This is a genomic window from Microvirga brassicacearum, assembly GCF_008757455.1.
GTDB classification, from domain to species: Bacteria; Pseudomonadota; Alphaproteobacteria; order Rhizobiales; family Beijerinckiaceae; genus Microvirga; species Microvirga brassicacearum.
Window position 1 is genome coordinate 1 of sequence record NZ_VCMV01000019.1, and the last position, 14,685, is coordinate 14,685.

General features: G+C 64.9%; 17 protein-coding genes and 1 tRNA gene. 7 read left to right on the forward strand and 11 right to left on the reverse strand.

The window, feature by feature from the left end; translation table 11 throughout:
- Positions 1-67: 67 nt before the first annotated feature.
- The 3 genes from thrS to FEZ63_RS12895 all read right to left on the reverse strand — a co-directional run bounded on the left by thrS (position 68) and on the right by FEZ63_RS12895 (position 2,927).
- Positions 68-2,080 carry a threonine--tRNA ligase gene (thrS, locus tag FEZ63_RS12885; protein WP_150945043.1) on the reverse strand — a complete coding sequence of 671 codons (2,013 nt, stop codon included), beginning with the start codon at positions 2,078-2,080 and terminating at the stop codon, positions 68-70.
- Between the two features lie 80 nt (positions 2,081-2,160).
- Complete coding sequence (gene yidD, locus FEZ63_RS12890) at positions 2,161-2,490, reverse strand: membrane protein insertion efficiency factor YidD (protein ID WP_210251574.1); 330 nt, start codon at positions 2,488-2,490, stop codon at positions 2,161-2,163.
- A complete protein-coding gene (locus tag FEZ63_RS12895; RefSeq protein WP_210251575.1) occupies positions 2,490-2,927 on the reverse strand; it encodes an iron-sulfur cluster assembly scaffold protein in 438 nt (145 codons plus the stop codon). The genes yidD and FEZ63_RS12895 overlap by 1 nt, the downstream gene beginning before the upstream one ends.
- Before the next feature lie 136 nt (positions 2,928-3,063).
- Between FEZ63_RS12895 and hisI the strand changes: the two genes are divergently transcribed.
- The gene (hisI, locus tag FEZ63_RS12900; protein WP_150945047.1) at positions 3,064-3,474 is read left to right on the forward strand and encodes a phosphoribosyl-AMP cyclohydrolase; all 411 of its coding nucleotides are present in this window, start codon (positions 3,064-3,066) and stop codon (positions 3,472-3,474) included.
- Positions 3,475-3,543: 69 nt separating this feature from the next.
- On the forward strand, positions 3,544-4,548 hold the full coding sequence (locus FEZ63_RS12905) for a patatin-like phospholipase family protein (protein ID WP_150945049.1): 1,005 nt from the start codon (positions 3,544-3,546) through the stop codon (positions 4,546-4,548).
- Positions 4,549-4,837: 289 nt separating this feature from the next.
- Here FEZ63_RS12905 and FEZ63_RS12910 read toward each other — a convergent pair whose 3' ends face one another.
- Together FEZ63_RS12910 and FEZ63_RS12915 are read right to left on the reverse strand one after the other, a co-directional pair.
- On the reverse strand, positions 4,838-5,269 hold the full coding sequence (locus FEZ63_RS12910) for a CBS domain-containing protein (RefSeq protein WP_150945052.1): 432 nt from the start codon (positions 5,267-5,269) through the stop codon (positions 4,838-4,840).
- 88 nt (positions 5,270-5,357) lie between these two features.
- Positions 5,358-6,176, reverse strand: a complete 819-nt coding sequence (locus FEZ63_RS12915; protein WP_150945054.1) for a rhomboid family intramembrane serine protease — start codon at positions 6,174-6,176, stop codon at positions 5,358-5,360.
- A gap of 319 nt (positions 6,177-6,495) precedes the next feature.
- Here FEZ63_RS12915 and FEZ63_RS12920 point away from each other — a divergent pair, with 319 nt between their 5' ends.
- Positions 6,496-7,191, forward strand: a complete 696-nt coding sequence (locus FEZ63_RS12920) for a transglutaminase-like cysteine peptidase (RefSeq protein WP_150945057.1) — start codon at positions 6,496-6,498, stop codon at positions 7,189-7,191.
- Between the two features lie 30 nt (positions 7,192-7,221).
- Here FEZ63_RS12920 and FEZ63_RS12925 read toward each other — a convergent pair whose 3' ends face one another.
- From FEZ63_RS12925 to cysE, 3 genes are all read right to left on the reverse strand, one after another.
- Positions 7,222-7,752 (reverse strand): gamma carbonic anhydrase family protein, encoded by a 531-nt coding sequence (locus tag FEZ63_RS12925; RefSeq protein ID WP_150945059.1) that lies wholly within the window; start codon positions 7,750-7,752, stop codon positions 7,222-7,224.
- A 10-nt stretch (positions 7,753-7,762) separates the two neighbouring features.
- On the reverse strand, positions 7,763-7,981 hold the full coding sequence (locus FEZ63_RS12930) for a DUF3126 family protein (RefSeq protein ID WP_150945061.1): 219 nt from the start codon (positions 7,979-7,981) through the stop codon (positions 7,763-7,765).
- A gap of 84 nt (positions 7,982-8,065) precedes the next feature.
- Positions 8,066-8,896, reverse strand: coding sequence for a serine O-acetyltransferase (gene cysE / locus FEZ63_RS12935; protein WP_150945063.1), 831 nt, complete (start codon positions 8,894-8,896; stop codon positions 8,066-8,068).
- A gap of 93 nt (positions 8,897-8,989) precedes the next feature.
- Here cysE and FEZ63_RS12940 point away from each other — a divergent pair, with 93 nt between their 5' ends.
- A complete protein-coding gene (locus tag FEZ63_RS12940) occupies positions 8,990-9,790 on the forward strand; it encodes an enoyl-CoA hydratase (RefSeq protein WP_150945065.1) in 801 nt (266 codons plus the stop codon).
- Here FEZ63_RS12940 and FEZ63_RS12945 read toward each other — a convergent pair.
- Positions 9,777-10,298 (reverse strand): class I SAM-dependent methyltransferase, encoded by a 522-nt coding sequence (locus FEZ63_RS12945; protein ID WP_150945067.1) that lies wholly within the window; start codon positions 10,296-10,298, stop codon positions 9,777-9,779. The genes FEZ63_RS12940 and FEZ63_RS12945 overlap by 14 nt on opposite strands.
- Positions 10,299-10,455: 157 nt before the next feature.
- The gene (locus tag FEZ63_RS12950) at positions 10,456-11,220 is read right to left on the reverse strand and encodes an alpha/beta fold hydrolase (protein ID WP_150945069.1); all 765 of its coding nucleotides are present in this window, start codon (positions 11,218-11,220) and stop codon (positions 10,456-10,458) included.
- 164 nt (positions 11,221-11,384) lie between these two features.
- On the opposite strand from FEZ63_RS12950, the gene FEZ63_RS12955 reads away from it, so the two are divergent.
- From FEZ63_RS12955 to FEZ63_RS12965, 3 genes are all read left to right on the forward strand, one after another.
- A complete protein-coding gene (locus tag FEZ63_RS12955; protein WP_150945071.1) occupies positions 11,385-11,645 on the forward strand; it encodes a zinc-finger domain-containing protein in 261 nt (86 codons plus the stop codon).
- A gap of 1 nt (position 11,646) precedes the next feature.
- Positions 11,647-12,834, forward strand: coding sequence for an FAD-dependent oxidoreductase (locus tag FEZ63_RS12960; RefSeq protein WP_150945074.1), 1,188 nt, complete (start codon positions 11,647-11,649; stop codon positions 12,832-12,834).
- A gap of 205 nt (positions 12,835-13,039) precedes the next feature.
- Positions 13,040-13,124: transfer RNA gene (locus tag FEZ63_RS12965), tRNA-Leu, on the forward strand.
- Between the two features lie 136 nt (positions 13,125-13,260).
- On the opposite strand, the gene FEZ63_RS12970 is transcribed toward FEZ63_RS12965, so the two are convergent.
- Positions 13,261-14,547 carry a porin gene (locus tag FEZ63_RS12970; RefSeq protein WP_150945076.1) on the reverse strand — a complete coding sequence of 429 codons (1,287 nt, stop codon included), beginning with the start codon at positions 14,545-14,547 and terminating at the stop codon, positions 13,261-13,263.
- Positions 14,548-14,685: the final 138 nt, after the last annotated feature.

Sequence of the window (14,685 nt, forward strand, 5' to 3'; positions counted from 1 at the left end):
CGCATCCCCTCACCCGGACCTGCGGTCCGACCTCTCCCTCGAGGGAGAGGTGAGCACACCAGCGGCCTTACCCCACCGTGCGCGCCACCACGTGGTGACCGTCGAGGGTCGCGTGGCCTTCCGGCTCGGAGACCGCGGCCGCCACGCGCTTGAGATCCGGCGTCACCGCCTCCGCGGCCAAGGTCCTCAGCGCCTCTTCAAGACTCATCGAGGTCTGATCGGGGCTGCCGAGGCGGCGGATCGAGACCGTCCGTTCGGCTGCCTCTTTCTTGCCGACGACGAGCAGCACCGGCACCTTGGCGAGCGAGTGTTCGCGCACCTTGTAGGTGATCTTCTCGTTGCGCAGATCCGCGTTGACGCGCAGGCCCGCCTTGTCGGCAGCTTTCACCACCTCGTTGGCATAGGCATCGCCATCCGCCGTGATGGTTGCCACCACCACCTGCACGGGCGCGATCCAGAGCGGGAAATGCCCGGCGAAATGCTCGATCAGGATGCCGGCAAAGCGTTCCATGGAGCCGCAGATGGCGCGGTGGACCATGACGGGCGTCTTCTTCTGGCCGTCGTGATCGACATAGAACGCGCCGAAGCGCTCCGGCAGGTTGAAATCGACCTGGGTCGTTCCGCATTGCCAGTCGCGTCCGATCGCGTCGCGCAGCACGTACTCGAATTTCGGCCCGTAGAACGCACCTTCGCCCGGATTGATGCTGGTCTTGATGCGCCCGCCCGATTGATCCGCGATCTGCTTCAGGACGCGATTCATCACCTCCTCGGCGTGATCCCACATCTCATCCGTGCCGACGCGTTTGTCAGGCCGCGTCGAGAGTTTCACCACGATGTTGTCGAAGCCGAAATCCGCGTAGGTCGAGAGGATCAGGTCGTTGATCTTCAGGCACTCGTCCGCGAGTTGCTCCTCCGTGCAGAACACATGCGCGTCGTCCTGCGTGAATGCGCGCACGCGCATCAGGCCATGCAAGGCTCCAGACGGCTCATAGCGCGAAACCGCGCCGAACTCCGCCATCCGCAAGGGCAGATCGCGATAGGATTTGAGCCCGTGCTTGAAGATCTGCACGTGGCCGGGGCAGTTCATCGGCTTGATGGCGAAAACGCGATCATCCTCGGTCTGCGTCACGAACATGTTCTCGCGATACCAGCCCCAATGCCCTGAGGTTTCCCACAACGCCTTGTCGAGAATCTGCGGCGCGTTGACCTCCTGGTAATCGCCCTTCAGGCGCCGGCGCATATAGGAGATCAGCTCCTGGAACAGCGTCCAGCCCTTCGGATGCCAGAACACGACGCCCGGCCCCTCCTCCTGGAAATGGAACAGGTCCATCTCGCGGCCCAGGCGGCGGTGATCGCGCTTCTCGGCTTCCTCGAGCTGCAGCAGGTAGGCGTCGAGATCTTCCTGCGAGGCCCAGGCGGTGCCGTAGATGCGGGTCAGCATCGGATTGTTGCTGTCGCCGCGCCAATAGGCGCCGGCCACCTTCATCAGCTTGAAGGCGTTGCCGATCTTGCCGGTCGACGTCATGTGTGGACCGCGGCAGAGATCGAACCATTCGCCCTGCGCGTAGATGTTCAGCTTCTGCCCTTCCGGGATCGCGTCGATGAGCTGGAGTTTGTAATTCTCGCCCTTGTCGGCGAAAACCTGTTTGGCCTTCTCGCGCGTCCAGACCTCCTTGGTGAAAGGCCTGTCCTTGGCGATGATCTCGCGCATCTTCGCCTCGATGGCCGCGAAGTCGTCGGGCGTGAAAGGCTCGTTGCGGGCGAAATCGTAATAGAAGCCGTTCTCGATGACCGGACCGATGGTGACCTGCGTGCCGGGAAAGAGCGCCTGCACGGCCTCGGCCAGCACGTGCGCGGCATCGTGCCGGATCAGCTCCAGCGCGCGCGGATCGTCGCGGGTGAGAAACTCGATTTTCGCATCTTTGGCGATCGGATCGGCGAGATCGGTGACCGTGCCGTCGAGCGCCATGGCGACCGTGCGCTTGGCGAGCGACTTGGCGATGCCTTCGGCGATCTCGCGACCGGTGATGCCGGCAGCGTATTGGCGCGCGGCGCCATCGGGAAATGTCAGGGTAATCATTGCAACACGTTCTCCTTGCTCACTCCTGCCAACAAAGCAGGTAAGCGGGGCCGACGGGATTGAGGATCAATGCGCGAAAATCAGCCGCCGTCAGGTTCGACTGCTTCGCAGGTGATCGCGGGGGCATTGACGCCACGCCAGCGACCATAGGCCCACGGCTTATACCAGGCTGCGCTTTCGGGCAATGTTTCAGGCACGAGATCGAGGCCCGACGTGCCGAAAGGCCCGCAGCGGCAGATCCGCGCCGCGCCGATCCAGCCGCCGGGCCAGAAGCCGTGACGCTGGATCGCCTCGTCGGTGTATTCCGAGCACGACGGAAGGTGCCGGCACTGGCGCCCGATCAGCCCCGACAGGGTGAGCTGGTAGCCACGGATCGCCGCATGGGCCGCTGTTTGGGCCAGATTGGCCATTAGCCGGCCCGTCCGGCCGCGATCTGATCGAGCGCGTCCACGACCGCGTCGAAAGTCAAGAGGATCGACGCGTGCCGGGCCTTGTAGTCGCGAAGCGGCTCCAGCACGTCGAGATCGGCCCATTTTCCAGCCGGGGGCTTGCCGTCGGCCTTGAGGATTTGCCGCGCGGTCTCGCGGATGGCGCGCAACTCGTCGGCGGTCGAATCGACCACATGGCGCCCCATGATGGCCGACGAGGCCTGGCCCAGTGCGCAGGCCTTCACCTCGTGGGCAAAGGCCGTCACCCGCTCGCCCTCGACCCGGATATCGACGGTCACGGTCGAGCCGCAGAGTTTGGAATGAGCGGTCGCGCTCGCATCGGCGTCCGCCAATCGTCCGAGCAGCGGGATGTCGGCGGCAAGTTCGAGAATGCGGCGGTTGTAGATGTCGTTCAGCATGGACCGGGTCGGGCAAAGGGCTTGATCGCCCTCATATAAGCACGATGGCGCCGGCGCGCGACCTGCCTTGACGCCACGGTTGCGGCGGGTGTTCAAGCTTTCAGACGTTTCTGTTTCCCGTCTCCACGAGGTCCCCATGTGCGCGTCCCACCTGTTCCCCGCCCCCGGCGCCAAGGCTGCTCTCGAAGAAGGCACCCTCTTGACGCCCCGTTTCGGCACCGACGGCCTCATCACCTGCGTGACGACGGATGCAGAAACCGGCGAATTGCTGATGGTGGCCCACATGGACGCCGCGGCCTTCGCCAAAACCATCGAAACCGGCGAAGCCTGGTACTGGTCCCGCTCCCGCGGAGAACTCTGGCACAAGGGTGCGACCAGCGGACAGATCCAGACCGTCGCCGAGATGCGGGTCGATTGCGACCAGGACGCGGTCTGGCTCAAGGTCCGCGTCGCAGGCGACGGCGGCTGCTGCCACACGGGCCGGCGCTCGTGCTTCTACCGGAGGGTTGACATCTCCGACGGCCGCCCGACCCTCGCCCTGACATGACTCACACCTCGTCATTCACCCCATCTTCATGAGCCGTTCGCATGATGGCCGAAATCGTGGAGTTCAGCCATGTTTTGGGATGGGATCGTCCGGCGGCATGCCGGATCCGGAGATGGCGGAGAGCCGATTACCATGAATGAAATCCCCGAACGTGAACCGCGCTCCAGACTGAAAATCGGCCTGGCGCTCGGCGGAGGCGCCGCCCGTGGCTGGTCGCATATCGGCGTCATGCGCGCCCTCGACGAGGCGGGAATCGTGCCAGACGTGATCGCGGGATGCTCCATCGGGGCAGTCGTCGGCGGCTGCTATGCGGCGGGCAAGCTCGATGAGCTCGAGGCCTTCGCCAACTCGCTGACCAAGCGCCGCGTGATGGGATTGCTCGATTTCCACATCGGCTCGGGCCTGATCTCAGGCGGACGGTTGCAGCGCCTGCTCGAACACGACTTGAAAGACCAGCGGGTCGAGACGCTGCCGATCAAATTCTGCGCCATCTCGACCGAACTGGTGACGGGGCATGAGATCTGGTTGACCCGGGGGTCGCTCGTCAGGGCCATACGGGCATCCTATGCGCTCCCCGGCGTGTTCGATCCGGTGCTGGTCGATGGGCGCTGGCTGATGGACGGCGCGCTCGTGAACCCGATCCCGATCACCGCCGCCCGCGCCATGGAGGCGGATCTGGTGATCTGCGTCAATCTCAACGGCGAAATCCGCGTCCGGGGCACCGTGATCCAGAATTACGAGAGCCGCGCCAGCACCGACGAGATGGAGATCGAAGAAGCGCTCTCCGAACCACGCCGCTGGGGCATTTTCCCCGCCGCGCGGCCGGCACGGCGGCAGCCCGACGCACCGGGCATGGCCGCCGTCATGGTCGATGCGTTCAACATCATGCAGGACCGCATCGCCCGCTCGCGGCTGGCCGGCGATCCGCCTGACGTCATGATCTCGCCGAAGCTCGGCAAGATGGGCCTGTTCGAGTTCCACCGGGCCGAGGAAACGATCGCCCTGGGACGCCACGCAACCGAACGCGCCCTGCCCGACATCCTCGATCTCATCCGGGATTCACAGTTCGTCTAACGACAGCGCCCCCACAGCCTCATGCTGAGGAAGGCCGAAAGGTCTGTCTCGGAGAACGAGGCGGTTCCAGGGACCACTGGAGCATCCTTCGAGACGCCGCTATGCGGCTCCTCAGGATGAGGCGGAGACACACGGAAGCAGCACCCCGCAAGCCTCATCCTGAGGAAGCGCGATAGCGCTGTCTCGAAGGACGAGGCGGTTCCAGAGACCACTGGGAGCATCCTTCGAGACGCCGCTGCGCGGCCCTCAGGATGAGGCGGAGGTTCCTTGTCCGGAGCAGCCTCCCAGGTCAAGCGGTCGCGATGTAGTCGCGGATGGCCTGCGCCTCGGCTTCGATTTCCGCCAGCCGGTGCTTCACCACGTCGCCGATCGAGATGATGCCGATCAGTTGTCCGCCCTCGACCACCGGGACGTGGCGGAACTTGCCGTTGGTCATGGCCTCCATGACGTCGTTGATGGAGGTGGCGCTCGTGCAGGTGACGACCTTGGCGGTCATGAAGCGTGACAGGGGCTGATCGAGGGCGTCCGCCCCGTGGGCCGATATCGCCCGCACAATGTCCCGTTCGGAGATGATGCCCGTGACCGGGTGCTCGCCGTCCCTGACCAGCACCGCGCCGATCCGGCGGTCGGTCAGCATTCGGGCGGCCTCGCCAAGCGTCCGGTCGGGAGCGATCGCCACGACCTCATGGCCCTTCAGCGACAGGATGTGATTGACGGACATGCTCGCCTCCTTGGCCGACGCAACGCCGCGAGGTTGGGAACCTATCCCTGCGTCAGTCTCTCGATGATCGAGCCAATTCGCGGGTTTTTCAAGCGGACTTCCGCCCGCGATGGACGGGAAGCGGGTCAAGGAGCGGGAAAAGCGCCAGGCCGACAAGAAACCCGCCGATATGCGCCTCCCACGCGATGCTGGCATCGGTGGCGCCGAAGGGCTGGACGAACGCGAAGACGTAGTTTGCCGCAAACCAAACGCCGAGGAAGATCAGGACCTGCCGGTTGCGCACGATCCGCGACAGGCTCTCGCGCTGGCGCTCGTGGGGCTCGCTGACGCGGCCCTCGGGCAGCCAATGACCCGGCGCGAACATGAACCACGAGGCGGCCGCCATCATGCCGGACACGGCCGCGGAGGCCCCGATCATCGGCAGGATCTGCAGCGGGTTGACGTAGGCGTAGAGCAGCGCGCCGCCCACGGCCGACGCCCCTGCGAGGATAAGTAACCGCGGGCCGCCGCAGCGGCGCGCGATCGGGGTGCCGAAGGCAGCGAGCCAGATCGAGTTGATGAGCACATGCGCCCACGACCCGTGCAGGAACGCGTAGGTGATCGCCGTCCACGGCCTCCCCTCGCCGTCGGCAAGCACGTATTGCGCCAGCGCCTGAAGCGGCGCCAACGCCTCCTCTGGGGCGATGGCCCTCAGGGCGCGCAGCACCTCGTCTAGCGAGGCCCCGCCATACGCGGCCGACCAGCGGGCGGGGATGACCGCCCACTCGAGGATCAACTCGAAATCCGCCGCATCCGACTGGAGCATGCGCAGGGCATGGATGGCGACCAGCACAGCCACCGACAGGGCGATGACGGGCGGGAGGTTGAAAATGGGTTCGCGGCGGGTCCGGGTCGGTTCAGGGGGCATATATGTGCTTTTTGGTAAGAACGCCGTGGACTCGAGGGCCGGCAAACCAGCGAGCTTACGGGTCATCGGCGGGCGCTGACTAAGCGTTATTCCCGGATGAGGCGAATCGAAAGGATAATTGTTCCGCGTGCCATCGTATGTAAGGCTCGCAGCAGTCGCCGGCAAAGCCACGCCCGCAACGGCATCCCTGTCAATTTTTGATTAACCTTAATGGAACCACCCGGCCCCGCGACGCGTTAACCCACCCTTTACTTTCCGCTTGAGCCCTTAAACCAGCCGTGTCAGTTTGGTTAAAAGAACGTTAACCAAGCGGTGGGGCATGCGGCACCAAAATTTCAAAGGGGTCACTCTACGTGACCGAAGTGCCAAGTCGGGCCTGAAAGCCGTCTTTGCCGCGCTAGCGCTTCTTACCGTCACCCTGGCCGCTCCCACCGATGCCGCCCAGGCACAGAATGTGGCCGCCCTCCCCACGATGGGCCATCCCATCGGCGATATCGGCGCCGCCAAGCCGATCCAGGGCTGGGTCAAGTTCTGCGAGAACTTCCCCGGCGAATGCGCCGTCAACGTGGCGGAGCCCTCTGTCGTCAACATCACGCCGCAGATCTGGAAGACCATCGTGTCGGTCAACCAGCGGGTGAACGCGACCGTCAAGCCGATCACCGATGCCGACCATTGGGGCGTCGTCGACCATTGGGGCTTCCCCAATGACGGCCAGGGCGATTGCGAGGATTTCCAGTTGCTGAAGCGCCGGATGCTCGTGGATGGCGGTCTGCCGCGCCGCGCCATGCGGATGACGGTGGTGATCGACGAGTTGGGCGAAGGCCATGCGGTGCTGATGCTGCGCACCAACCAAGGCGACTACGTGCTGGACAACAAGACCTCGTCGATCCTCCCCTGGGAGAAGACCGGCTACGTGTTCATCAAGCGCGAGAGCCAAAGCGCCGAGACCTGGGTCTCCCTCGGCGGCATCACCTCGCCGACCATCGGTTCGCCCACCACCACCGCCAACAGGTAGGGCAGCGTCAACAAGCAAGGGCCGGGCGGATCAGTCGATCCGCTTCAGGCCGTTCGCAAAACGCTTCCAGTTTTCGACGTAGCGCCGCGCCGACTCGCGCAAGGCGTGGATCGCGGCCTCGTCGAGCGTCCGAACCACCTTGGCGGGCGCGCCGACAATCAGCGAATTGTCGGGAAATTCCTTGCCCTCCGTCACCAGCGCACCGGCGCCCACAAGGCAATTGGCGCCGATCCGCGCCCGGTTGAGCACCGTCGCCCCCATGCCGATCAGCGAATTGTCGCCGATCGTGCAGCCGTGCAGGATCGCGCGATGGCCAATGGTGCAATCGGCGCCGACCGTGAGAGGAGCGCCGGGATCCGTGTGGAGGACGCAGCCCTCCTGGATGTTGGAGCGCGCGCCGATGGCGATGAGTTCGTTGTCGCCCCGCAGGGTCGCGCCGAACCAGATCCCCACATCCTCGCCGAGCCGAACGCTGCCGATCACATGCGCGTCGGGCGCAATCCAGTAATGCCCGCCGGCGGGCAATTGAGGGACGCGCTCACCGAGGGAATAGAGGGGCATCGGGAGCCCCTCAGGCCTGCTCTTCGAGATCCGTGTCGAGGATTGCCATCGTGAAGTTGAACGAACGATCGCCGTCCTCGTCATCGACGAACAGTACGCCGAGGAATTCCTCGCCGACGTAAACCTCAGCCGAGTCGGTTTTCTTCGGCCGACCGACGACACGGATCGAGCTGTTCGCGAAAGTCTGGCGCAGGTACCGCTCGACTTTTGCCATCTCCGTTTTGTCCACGATGAATCCTTTCAAAGAATGTAGGGACGCTGCACTTGCCACGCCGCGCGGGAGCGGGCAACCCGCCAGAGCGGCGATTGCAGGTCAGATCCCCTCCATGAGGAAATGATCCATGGAGCGGGCCGGTTCTGCGCAGCCGGCACTTCCGATCACTTTCGCCGGGACGCCCGCCACGGTGGCGTTCGCCGGAACCGGGTGGAGCACCACCGAGCCTGCTGCGATGCGGGCGCAATGGCCGACCTCGATATTGCCCAGAATCTTCGCCCCGGCGCCGATGAGCACCCCATGGCGGATCTTCGGATGCCGGTCGCCGCGCTCCTTGCCGGTGCCGCCGAGGGTGACGTTCTGGAGCATCGACACGTTGTCTTCCACCAAGGCTGTCGAGCCGACCACGAGGCCGGTCGCATGGTCGAGGAAGATGCCGCGTCCGAGGCGGGCGGCCGGATGAATATCGGTCTGGAACACCTCCGAGGATCGGCTCTGCAGATAGAGAGCGAAATCCTGCCGCTTCCGGTTCCACAGCCAATGCGCCAGCCGATGGGTCTGGATGGCGTGGAAGCCCTTGAAATACAGCACCGGTTCCAGAACGCGGGTGCAGGCCGGATCGCGATCCATTACGGCGACGATATCGGCGCGAAACGCCTCGCGGATGGACGGATCGTCCGCAAAGGCTTCGAGGAAGGTCTGCTCGATGATGTCGGCGCCCAGGGCCGGATGACCGAGACGCCATGCCACCCGATGAGCGACGGACGCTTCGAGGTTGGGCTGATGAAGAATCGCGCTCAACACGAAGCCGGCGAGCGCCGGCTCCTCGTTGCCAACGGCCTCGGCTTCGGCGCGCAAACGGTCCCAGATCGGGTCGAGGGTGCGGAGGTTCTTGGCCGGGGCCAGCGGCTGCGGGCGTGTCTGCGTCATGGATCATTCTCCCTGCCAGACCGGCGCGGATTGAATTAGCATCAAGAGGCTAAATAGGCCGTCCCATCCCCGAACCCTAGATCAGAAATCTCCATGACCGCGTTTTTTTCGTCGCCTCATCCCCATCTCGTGACCGCGATCGACGGTCCAGTCGCGACGATCGCCATCGACAACCCTCTGAAATTCAACGCGCTGGACTTTGCCATGTGGCGGGCTTGGCCTGCATTGATGGCGGCGCTCGACCGCGATCCAACGATCCGCGTCATCGTCCTGCGCGGCGCGGGCGAAAAGACTTTCGCGTCGGGAGCCGATATCGCCGAATTCGCCACATTACGTGCCGATGCCGAAGGAGGCAGGCTTTACGAGGCGGCGAACGAGGCGGCGTTTCGCGCCGTCGCCGAATGCTCGAAACCGGTCGTCGCGATGATCCGCGGTTTCTGCCTGGGCGGCGGCTTCGGCCTAGCCCTCTCCTGCGATCTGCGCATCGCCGCCGACAATGCGGTCTTCGCCATTCCGGCAAGCCGCCTCGGCATCGGCTATCCGCCCGGCGCGATGCGGCTCGTGACAGCGGCGGTCGGCGGGCCCGCCGCCAAGGACCTGCTCTTTACAGCCCGCCACGTGCAGGCCGAGGAAGCCATGCGCCTCGGCATCATCCAGCGGCTCGTGACCGATGCGGAGCTTGAAGCAACGACCCAGAGGCTCGCTCACGACATCGCGCAGAACGCGCCGCTGACCATCGCGGCCGCGAAAGCCGCTATCGACGACGCCCTCGGCATTCCCCACGCCAGCGTGGACCCGGCGGCCCTCGCCGATGCCTGTTTCGACAGCGAGGATGCCATCGAGGGCCGCCGAGCGTTTCTCGAAAAGCGCGCGCCGAATTTCAAGGGACGGTAGCAGCGGCCTCGGCCCGCTCAGGCTCGCGCCGATAGACGAAATACCGGCCCTTCGACACGCCGGTTTGAGACGAGACGTCGGTGCAGTTCGGCATCACGAGCGCACGATCGGCCAGCAGCAGGCCGCCCGGCTGCAGGAGCGTCTCGATCAGCGGCGAAAGGCGGAGCGCAAGGAGGCGATTGAGATCCTCGTTGCCGGTGCCGATATCGACGTGGATCAGGGCCGCGGATCGGCTGCCGAACCTTTGCGCGAAATCCGGAAGGGTATCGCAGATGTCGCCGACGACCAGAAACTCATCCGGCGGCGTGCAGGCGGGATGGGCAGCGGGCGTGCGCTCGAAGACGTAGATGCGGCGCCCGGGCAGCCTGTCGCGCAGATGGTCGTAGGTGCGTCCATTGCCCAACCCGACTTCGAGAACGAGACCGGTGTCGTCGATTTCGCCGGTTGCCCAGTCGAGCAATTCGCGCTGGGCGGTCAAGCGGCGGATTGCACTGTCGAGACGCGTCATTCGATTCTCCTGCCGATACGTAAATGGCAGGTTTGCGCGTCGGATCAACAGGGTAAGCGGCTCTCGTTGAATTAAACTGTGAGGTCGTCCTCATGTTGAATCTCAACATGAGCCGTGAAGATCAAAGCATTCCGTCGATTCAATCTTCAGGAACGGGCTATGGGCGTCGGGACAGGAAGTCCAGCACCCCCTGCTTGTGCGCCCGGTCACCCACCGCAAGGTTGTGATCGCGGCCAGGAATATCCAGCGCCGTGGCGTTCGGCATCAGGCTGGCGAGGCCCTGGGGCGAGCCGGCAATAGGATCGTTGGTGCCCACCGACACCAGCGTCGGGAGCGTGATCGACGCCACCTCTGCCGGCGTCATCGTCTGGCGCGATCCGCGAATGCAGGCGGCGAGTGCCTTGAGATCGCTCCTGGTCTGTTCGGCGAAAGCGCGGAACATGCGCTGCATCGGGTCCGTGAGACGATCAAGCGAGGGCGCCTCCATGGCATCGGCGATGCCGAGCGGCAGGCCGACGCCCTCCACCAGGTGAGCGCCGAGGCCGCCGAGCAGCAGCGAACGCATCCGCTCGGGCGAGGCAAGCGCCATGTGGGCGCCGATCCGCGCGCCCATGGAATATCCCATCACGTCCGCACGCTCGATGCCCAGGTGATCGAGCAGCCGCCGGGCGTCATCGGCCATGAGGAATGAACCGTAATCCTCTGGCCGATAAAGCTTTTCGCTCTGCCCATGCCCCCGGTTGTCGAGCGCGACGACGCGATATCCGGCCTTGTTGAGGGTCTTGACCCACTGCGTATTGACCCAGTTGACCGCGTGGTTCGAGGCAAAGCCGTGAATGAGCAGGATCGGATCGCCATGGCCTTCGTCGGGGATCGAGTCCAGGTAGGCGATGCTGACACCGTCGGAATTAAAGAAGCGCATGGGAAAACCGGCTGTGGGGCTATTTCGGGCGGTGCACCCTAGAAGGCTTTGCGCCCCGAAGGAAAGCTTCGCATGCTAAAATTCCGGCGCGATTGCCCCCTGTGCAATCGGCCCAACCGACATTATGGTGCGGCCAAATTCCGCGATCATACCGAGCAGGAAAAATGGCTGACAAAGGCACTCCGCACTTCCGCAACGACATTGGCGTGACGACGATTCACGTCGGGTCGAAGGAATTCATGTGCATCGGAGCAAAGCCCCCCTTCGATCACCCGCATATCTTCATCGATATGGGCGCGGACGATGAGGTCGTCTGTCCGTACTGCTCGACGCTCTACAAATTCGACCCGGCATTGAAGTCCGGCGAGGCACGGCCTGCCGAATGCGTGTGGGAAGTCACCCCGGACGCCGAACCCGTACCCTGACGTGGCAGGCCTTGCGCTTGCCGTTGTCGGAGCCGGCATCGGCGGCCTGACGGCCTCCCTTGCGCTTGCCCGGCGGGGCCACCGGGTGACCCTCATCGAGCGCCGCACCGGCTTCACCGAGATCGGCGCCGGTCTTCAGCTCTCGCCCAATGCCAGCCGCCTCCTGATCGATCTCGATCTCGGCAACGCCCTGCGCCGCGTCGTCACCGAGCCTGATGGGGTGACGATCCGGGCCATCGCATCCGGCCGGGACATCGGCGCGGTCGCGCTCGGCGCCTTCATGCGCAAGCGCTACGGCGCGCCTTATTGGGTCGTGCATCGGGCCGACCTGCAGCGGATCCTTCTCGATGCCGTCCGCTCGCAGGCGGCCATCCGGCTCGTCACGGGACGCAGCGTGGAGGACGTGGCGGACACCGCCGAAGCCGCAAGCCTGACGCTCGTCACCGCCAACGGCGCCCGCGAGACCCTGGTTGCCGATGCGATCATCGGAGCGGACGGCCTCTGGTCGAAAGTGCGCGCCTGCCTCGGCGAGACCGCGCTGCCGACCTTCGGCGGCGCCATCGCCTGGCGGGCCACGCTCGAGCGCAGCAGGGCGCCAGCCGAGCTGGCGGGCAACCGCACCGGCCTCTGGCTCGGCCCGCATGGCCACGTGGTGCATTATCCGATCGCCGGCGGCAAATTCATCAACATCGTGGCGATCGAACAGAACCCCACTCCGGTGGAAGGCTGGGCCGCGCCAGGCCAACGCGACACTCTGCTTGCGCAATATTCCGCCGCGGCGCCGGCCCTGCGGGCCCTGCTGGCCGAACCCTCCGAATGGCTGCGCTGGTCGCTGTTCGACCGGCCGGTCGGTCGCACCTCCAAAGGACGCATCGCGCTGCTGGGCGATGCCGCCCACCCGGTCCTGCCGTATCTCGCGCAGGGCGCAGCGCTCGCCATCGAGGATGCGGCGACGCTGGCGGTCCTGCTCCCCGCCGACCCCCACCGGGTTCCCGGCTTGCTCGACGCTTATGCCGAGAGCCGCCGCGCCCGCAGCGATCGGGTGCAGGCGGAGGCGCGCCGCAACGGCAGGATCTATCACGCCTCCCCGCTCGTCGCGTTTGGCCGCAACATGGTCATGCGCCAGTTCGGGCCTGAGCGGATGACGACGCGGTACGACTGGCTCTATGGGTTCAAGGTCGGGGGCTGAGACGGGGAGGATGAGGCGCCAGGGTGAGTTGCGTTTCGAGATGCCCCACCGTCGTGGCCGGGCTTGACCCGGCCACCCACGCCTTTTTGCGCGCCGCCCAAGAGTAGAACGCCAGGCGCCATCTATACCGTCTGCGAAATCCGCGCCCCCGCATGAGCACCCGGCTTGCGCTCCGCGCTCCCGCCCGATAACCGTCTTGACCAATGCGGACGTGGCGAAACTGGTAGACGCAAGGGACTTAAAATCCCTCGGGCATGCCCGTGCGGGTTCGACCCCCGCCGTCCGCACCAATATTGAATTGATTGTTCCTTTTCGGTGGCCCAGTCCAGGTTGGCCCGTGACTTCAAACCTTAGTCACCGCTCTGTCGGTCTTAAACAAAAAAGCCCCGGCGTTTCCACCGGGGCTCTCCTCGCAAGTTCTAAGCCTTAGAAGTCGCGCTGCAGGCGCAGGCGGCCTTCCCAGGCGTTGTCGGAGCCGAGGCTCTGGCCGGTGGGGAGGAAGACGCGGCCGCGGGGATCGAGGCGGGCGTAGATGACTTCTGCGCCGATATCGAGGCCGCTGACCGGGCTCCAGATGATGTTCGTGCCGGCACGAAGCTCATTGAAGTCGAGGATGCCGAACTGCGAGGCCGTCGCCGCATAATCGAAGCGGGCATAGGAGCCGAACACGCTCTGGCGGATGGTGGGAGTCCAGTAATGGCGCAGGCCACCGGCGACGGACCAGCCGCGGCCGGTCGAGATGTTGCCACTCGCCGGGTTGATGTAGCCATCGACCAGAAGGCCCGCCAGCACGCCGGCGCTGAGCGAATCGGTGGAGCCGCCGGTGATGTAGCTGAGGGCGCCATCCGCATAAGCGAGGTTGACCCATGCGGCATCGCCCTCGCCGAGCATCGGCAGGTTCACGCCCACATTGCCCTGAACCGCGAAGCCGTATTCGGTCTCGGGGAAATCGGCGATGCCGGTTGCCGCGTTGACGAACACGTTGTTGCTGCGGATCTGATGGAGGGCGGCGGAGAGTTGCGCCGTGCCCCAGGTCCCGGTGTATTTCAGGTTGCCGACGACGTCGGGCGCCCGCTGACCGGCATAGTCGAGGGTCGCGGGGGACGTGGCGTCGAGGAAGCCGTTGGAGCGGCGCTCGAGGCCATCTTCGATGGCGAGCGTGGCCGAGAAACCATTGCCGAACGTGAAGGTGTAGGCGAGCACGTCGACATCAGGCGCGTCCGAGAAGCGCAGGGTGCCGAAATGCTCGGTGGGCAGATCGCCGTTGTCGAAGAACGTGGTGACGCGACCGGCGGTCAGGCCGCCGAACTGGATGAAGGCCTGTGCGATATCCGGGCTCGTGGTGATCCGGCCGGTATCGGTGAAGGGCGTGCCCGAGTTGCGGGTGATTTCCATGCGCACGACCGAGCGGAGAAGGCCATAGGCGGTCTGGGTGCGTGCATCGAGCTGGATGCGGCCGCGGGCGCGAAAGCCGATGGAATCGGCGCTGCGATCCAAGGGCTCGCCATAGAGATAATCCGCACGCACGCGTCCGCCGATTTTCAGGCAGGTCTCAGTGCCGGGGATGTAGAAGAAGCCCTCGCCCATGGTCGAGCAGACGCGGACATATTCAACGGCCGCGGCCTTCTTCGAGGGAAGATCGGCGGCGTGGGCGGAAGCGACAGCAATAAGGCCTGCGGCGGTTCCGAGAAGGAGGCTCTTGGCGAGCTTCATGGGGCGTTCTCCGGGTAGTCGCAGCGACGGGCCACGAATCCAATGTAGGATTGTTACATTACCGAAGCGACCAAGCTGAGCAATCCGTCAGCCCGTGCAATTTTGAGCATCACCCCTGCTTTCGTGCCTGAAAATCAG

Coding starts and splice junctions, on each gene's coding strand:
- thrS (WP_150945043.1), bottom strand. CDS start 2,080: ATGATTACCCTGACATTTCCCGATGGCGCCGCGCGCCAATACGCTGCC.
- yidD (WP_210251574.1), bottom strand. CDS start 2,490: ATGGCCAATCTGGCCCAAACAGCGGCCCATGCGGCGATCCGTGGCTAC.
- FEZ63_RS12895 (WP_210251575.1), bottom strand. CDS start 2,927: ATGCTGAACGACATCTACAACCGCCGCATTCTCGAACTTGCCGCCGAC.
- hisI (WP_150945047.1), top strand. CDS start 3,064: ATGTGCGCGTCCCACCTGTTCCCCGCCCCCGGCGCCAAGGCTGCTCTC.
- FEZ63_RS12905 (WP_150945049.1), top strand. CDS start 3,544: ATGTTTTGGGATGGGATCGTCCGGCGGCATGCCGGATCCGGAGATGGC.
- FEZ63_RS12910 (WP_150945052.1), bottom strand. CDS start 5,269: ATGTCCGTCAATCACATCCTGTCGCTGAAGGGCCATGAGGTCGTGGCG.
- FEZ63_RS12915 (WP_150945054.1), bottom strand. CDS start 6,176: ATGCCCCCTGAACCGACCCGGACCCGCCGCGAACCCATTTTCAACCTC.
- FEZ63_RS12920 (WP_150945057.1), top strand. CDS start 6,496: ATGCGGCACCAAAATTTCAAAGGGGTCACTCTACGTGACCGAAGTGCC.
- FEZ63_RS12925 (WP_150945059.1), bottom strand. CDS start 7,752: ATGCCCCTCTATTCCCTCGGTGAGCGCGTCCCTCAATTGCCCGCCGGC.
- cysE (WP_150945063.1), bottom strand. CDS start 8,896: ATGACGCAGACACGCCCGCAGCCGCTGGCCCCGGCCAAGAACCTCCGC.
- FEZ63_RS12940 (WP_150945065.1), top strand. CDS start 8,990: ATGACCGCGTTTTTTTCGTCGCCTCATCCCCATCTCGTGACCGCGATC.
- FEZ63_RS12945 (WP_150945067.1), bottom strand. CDS start 10,298: ATGACGCGTCTCGACAGTGCAATCCGCCGCTTGACCGCCCAGCGCGAA.
- FEZ63_RS12950 (WP_150945069.1), bottom strand. CDS start 11,220: ATGCGCTTCTTTAATTCCGACGGTGTCAGCATCGCCTACCTGGACTCG.
- FEZ63_RS12955 (WP_150945071.1), top strand. CDS start 11,385: ATGGCTGACAAAGGCACTCCGCACTTCCGCAACGACATTGGCGTGACG.
- FEZ63_RS12970 (WP_150945076.1), bottom strand. CDS start 14,547: ATGAAGCTCGCCAAGAGCCTCCTTCTCGGAACCGCCGCAGGCCTTATT.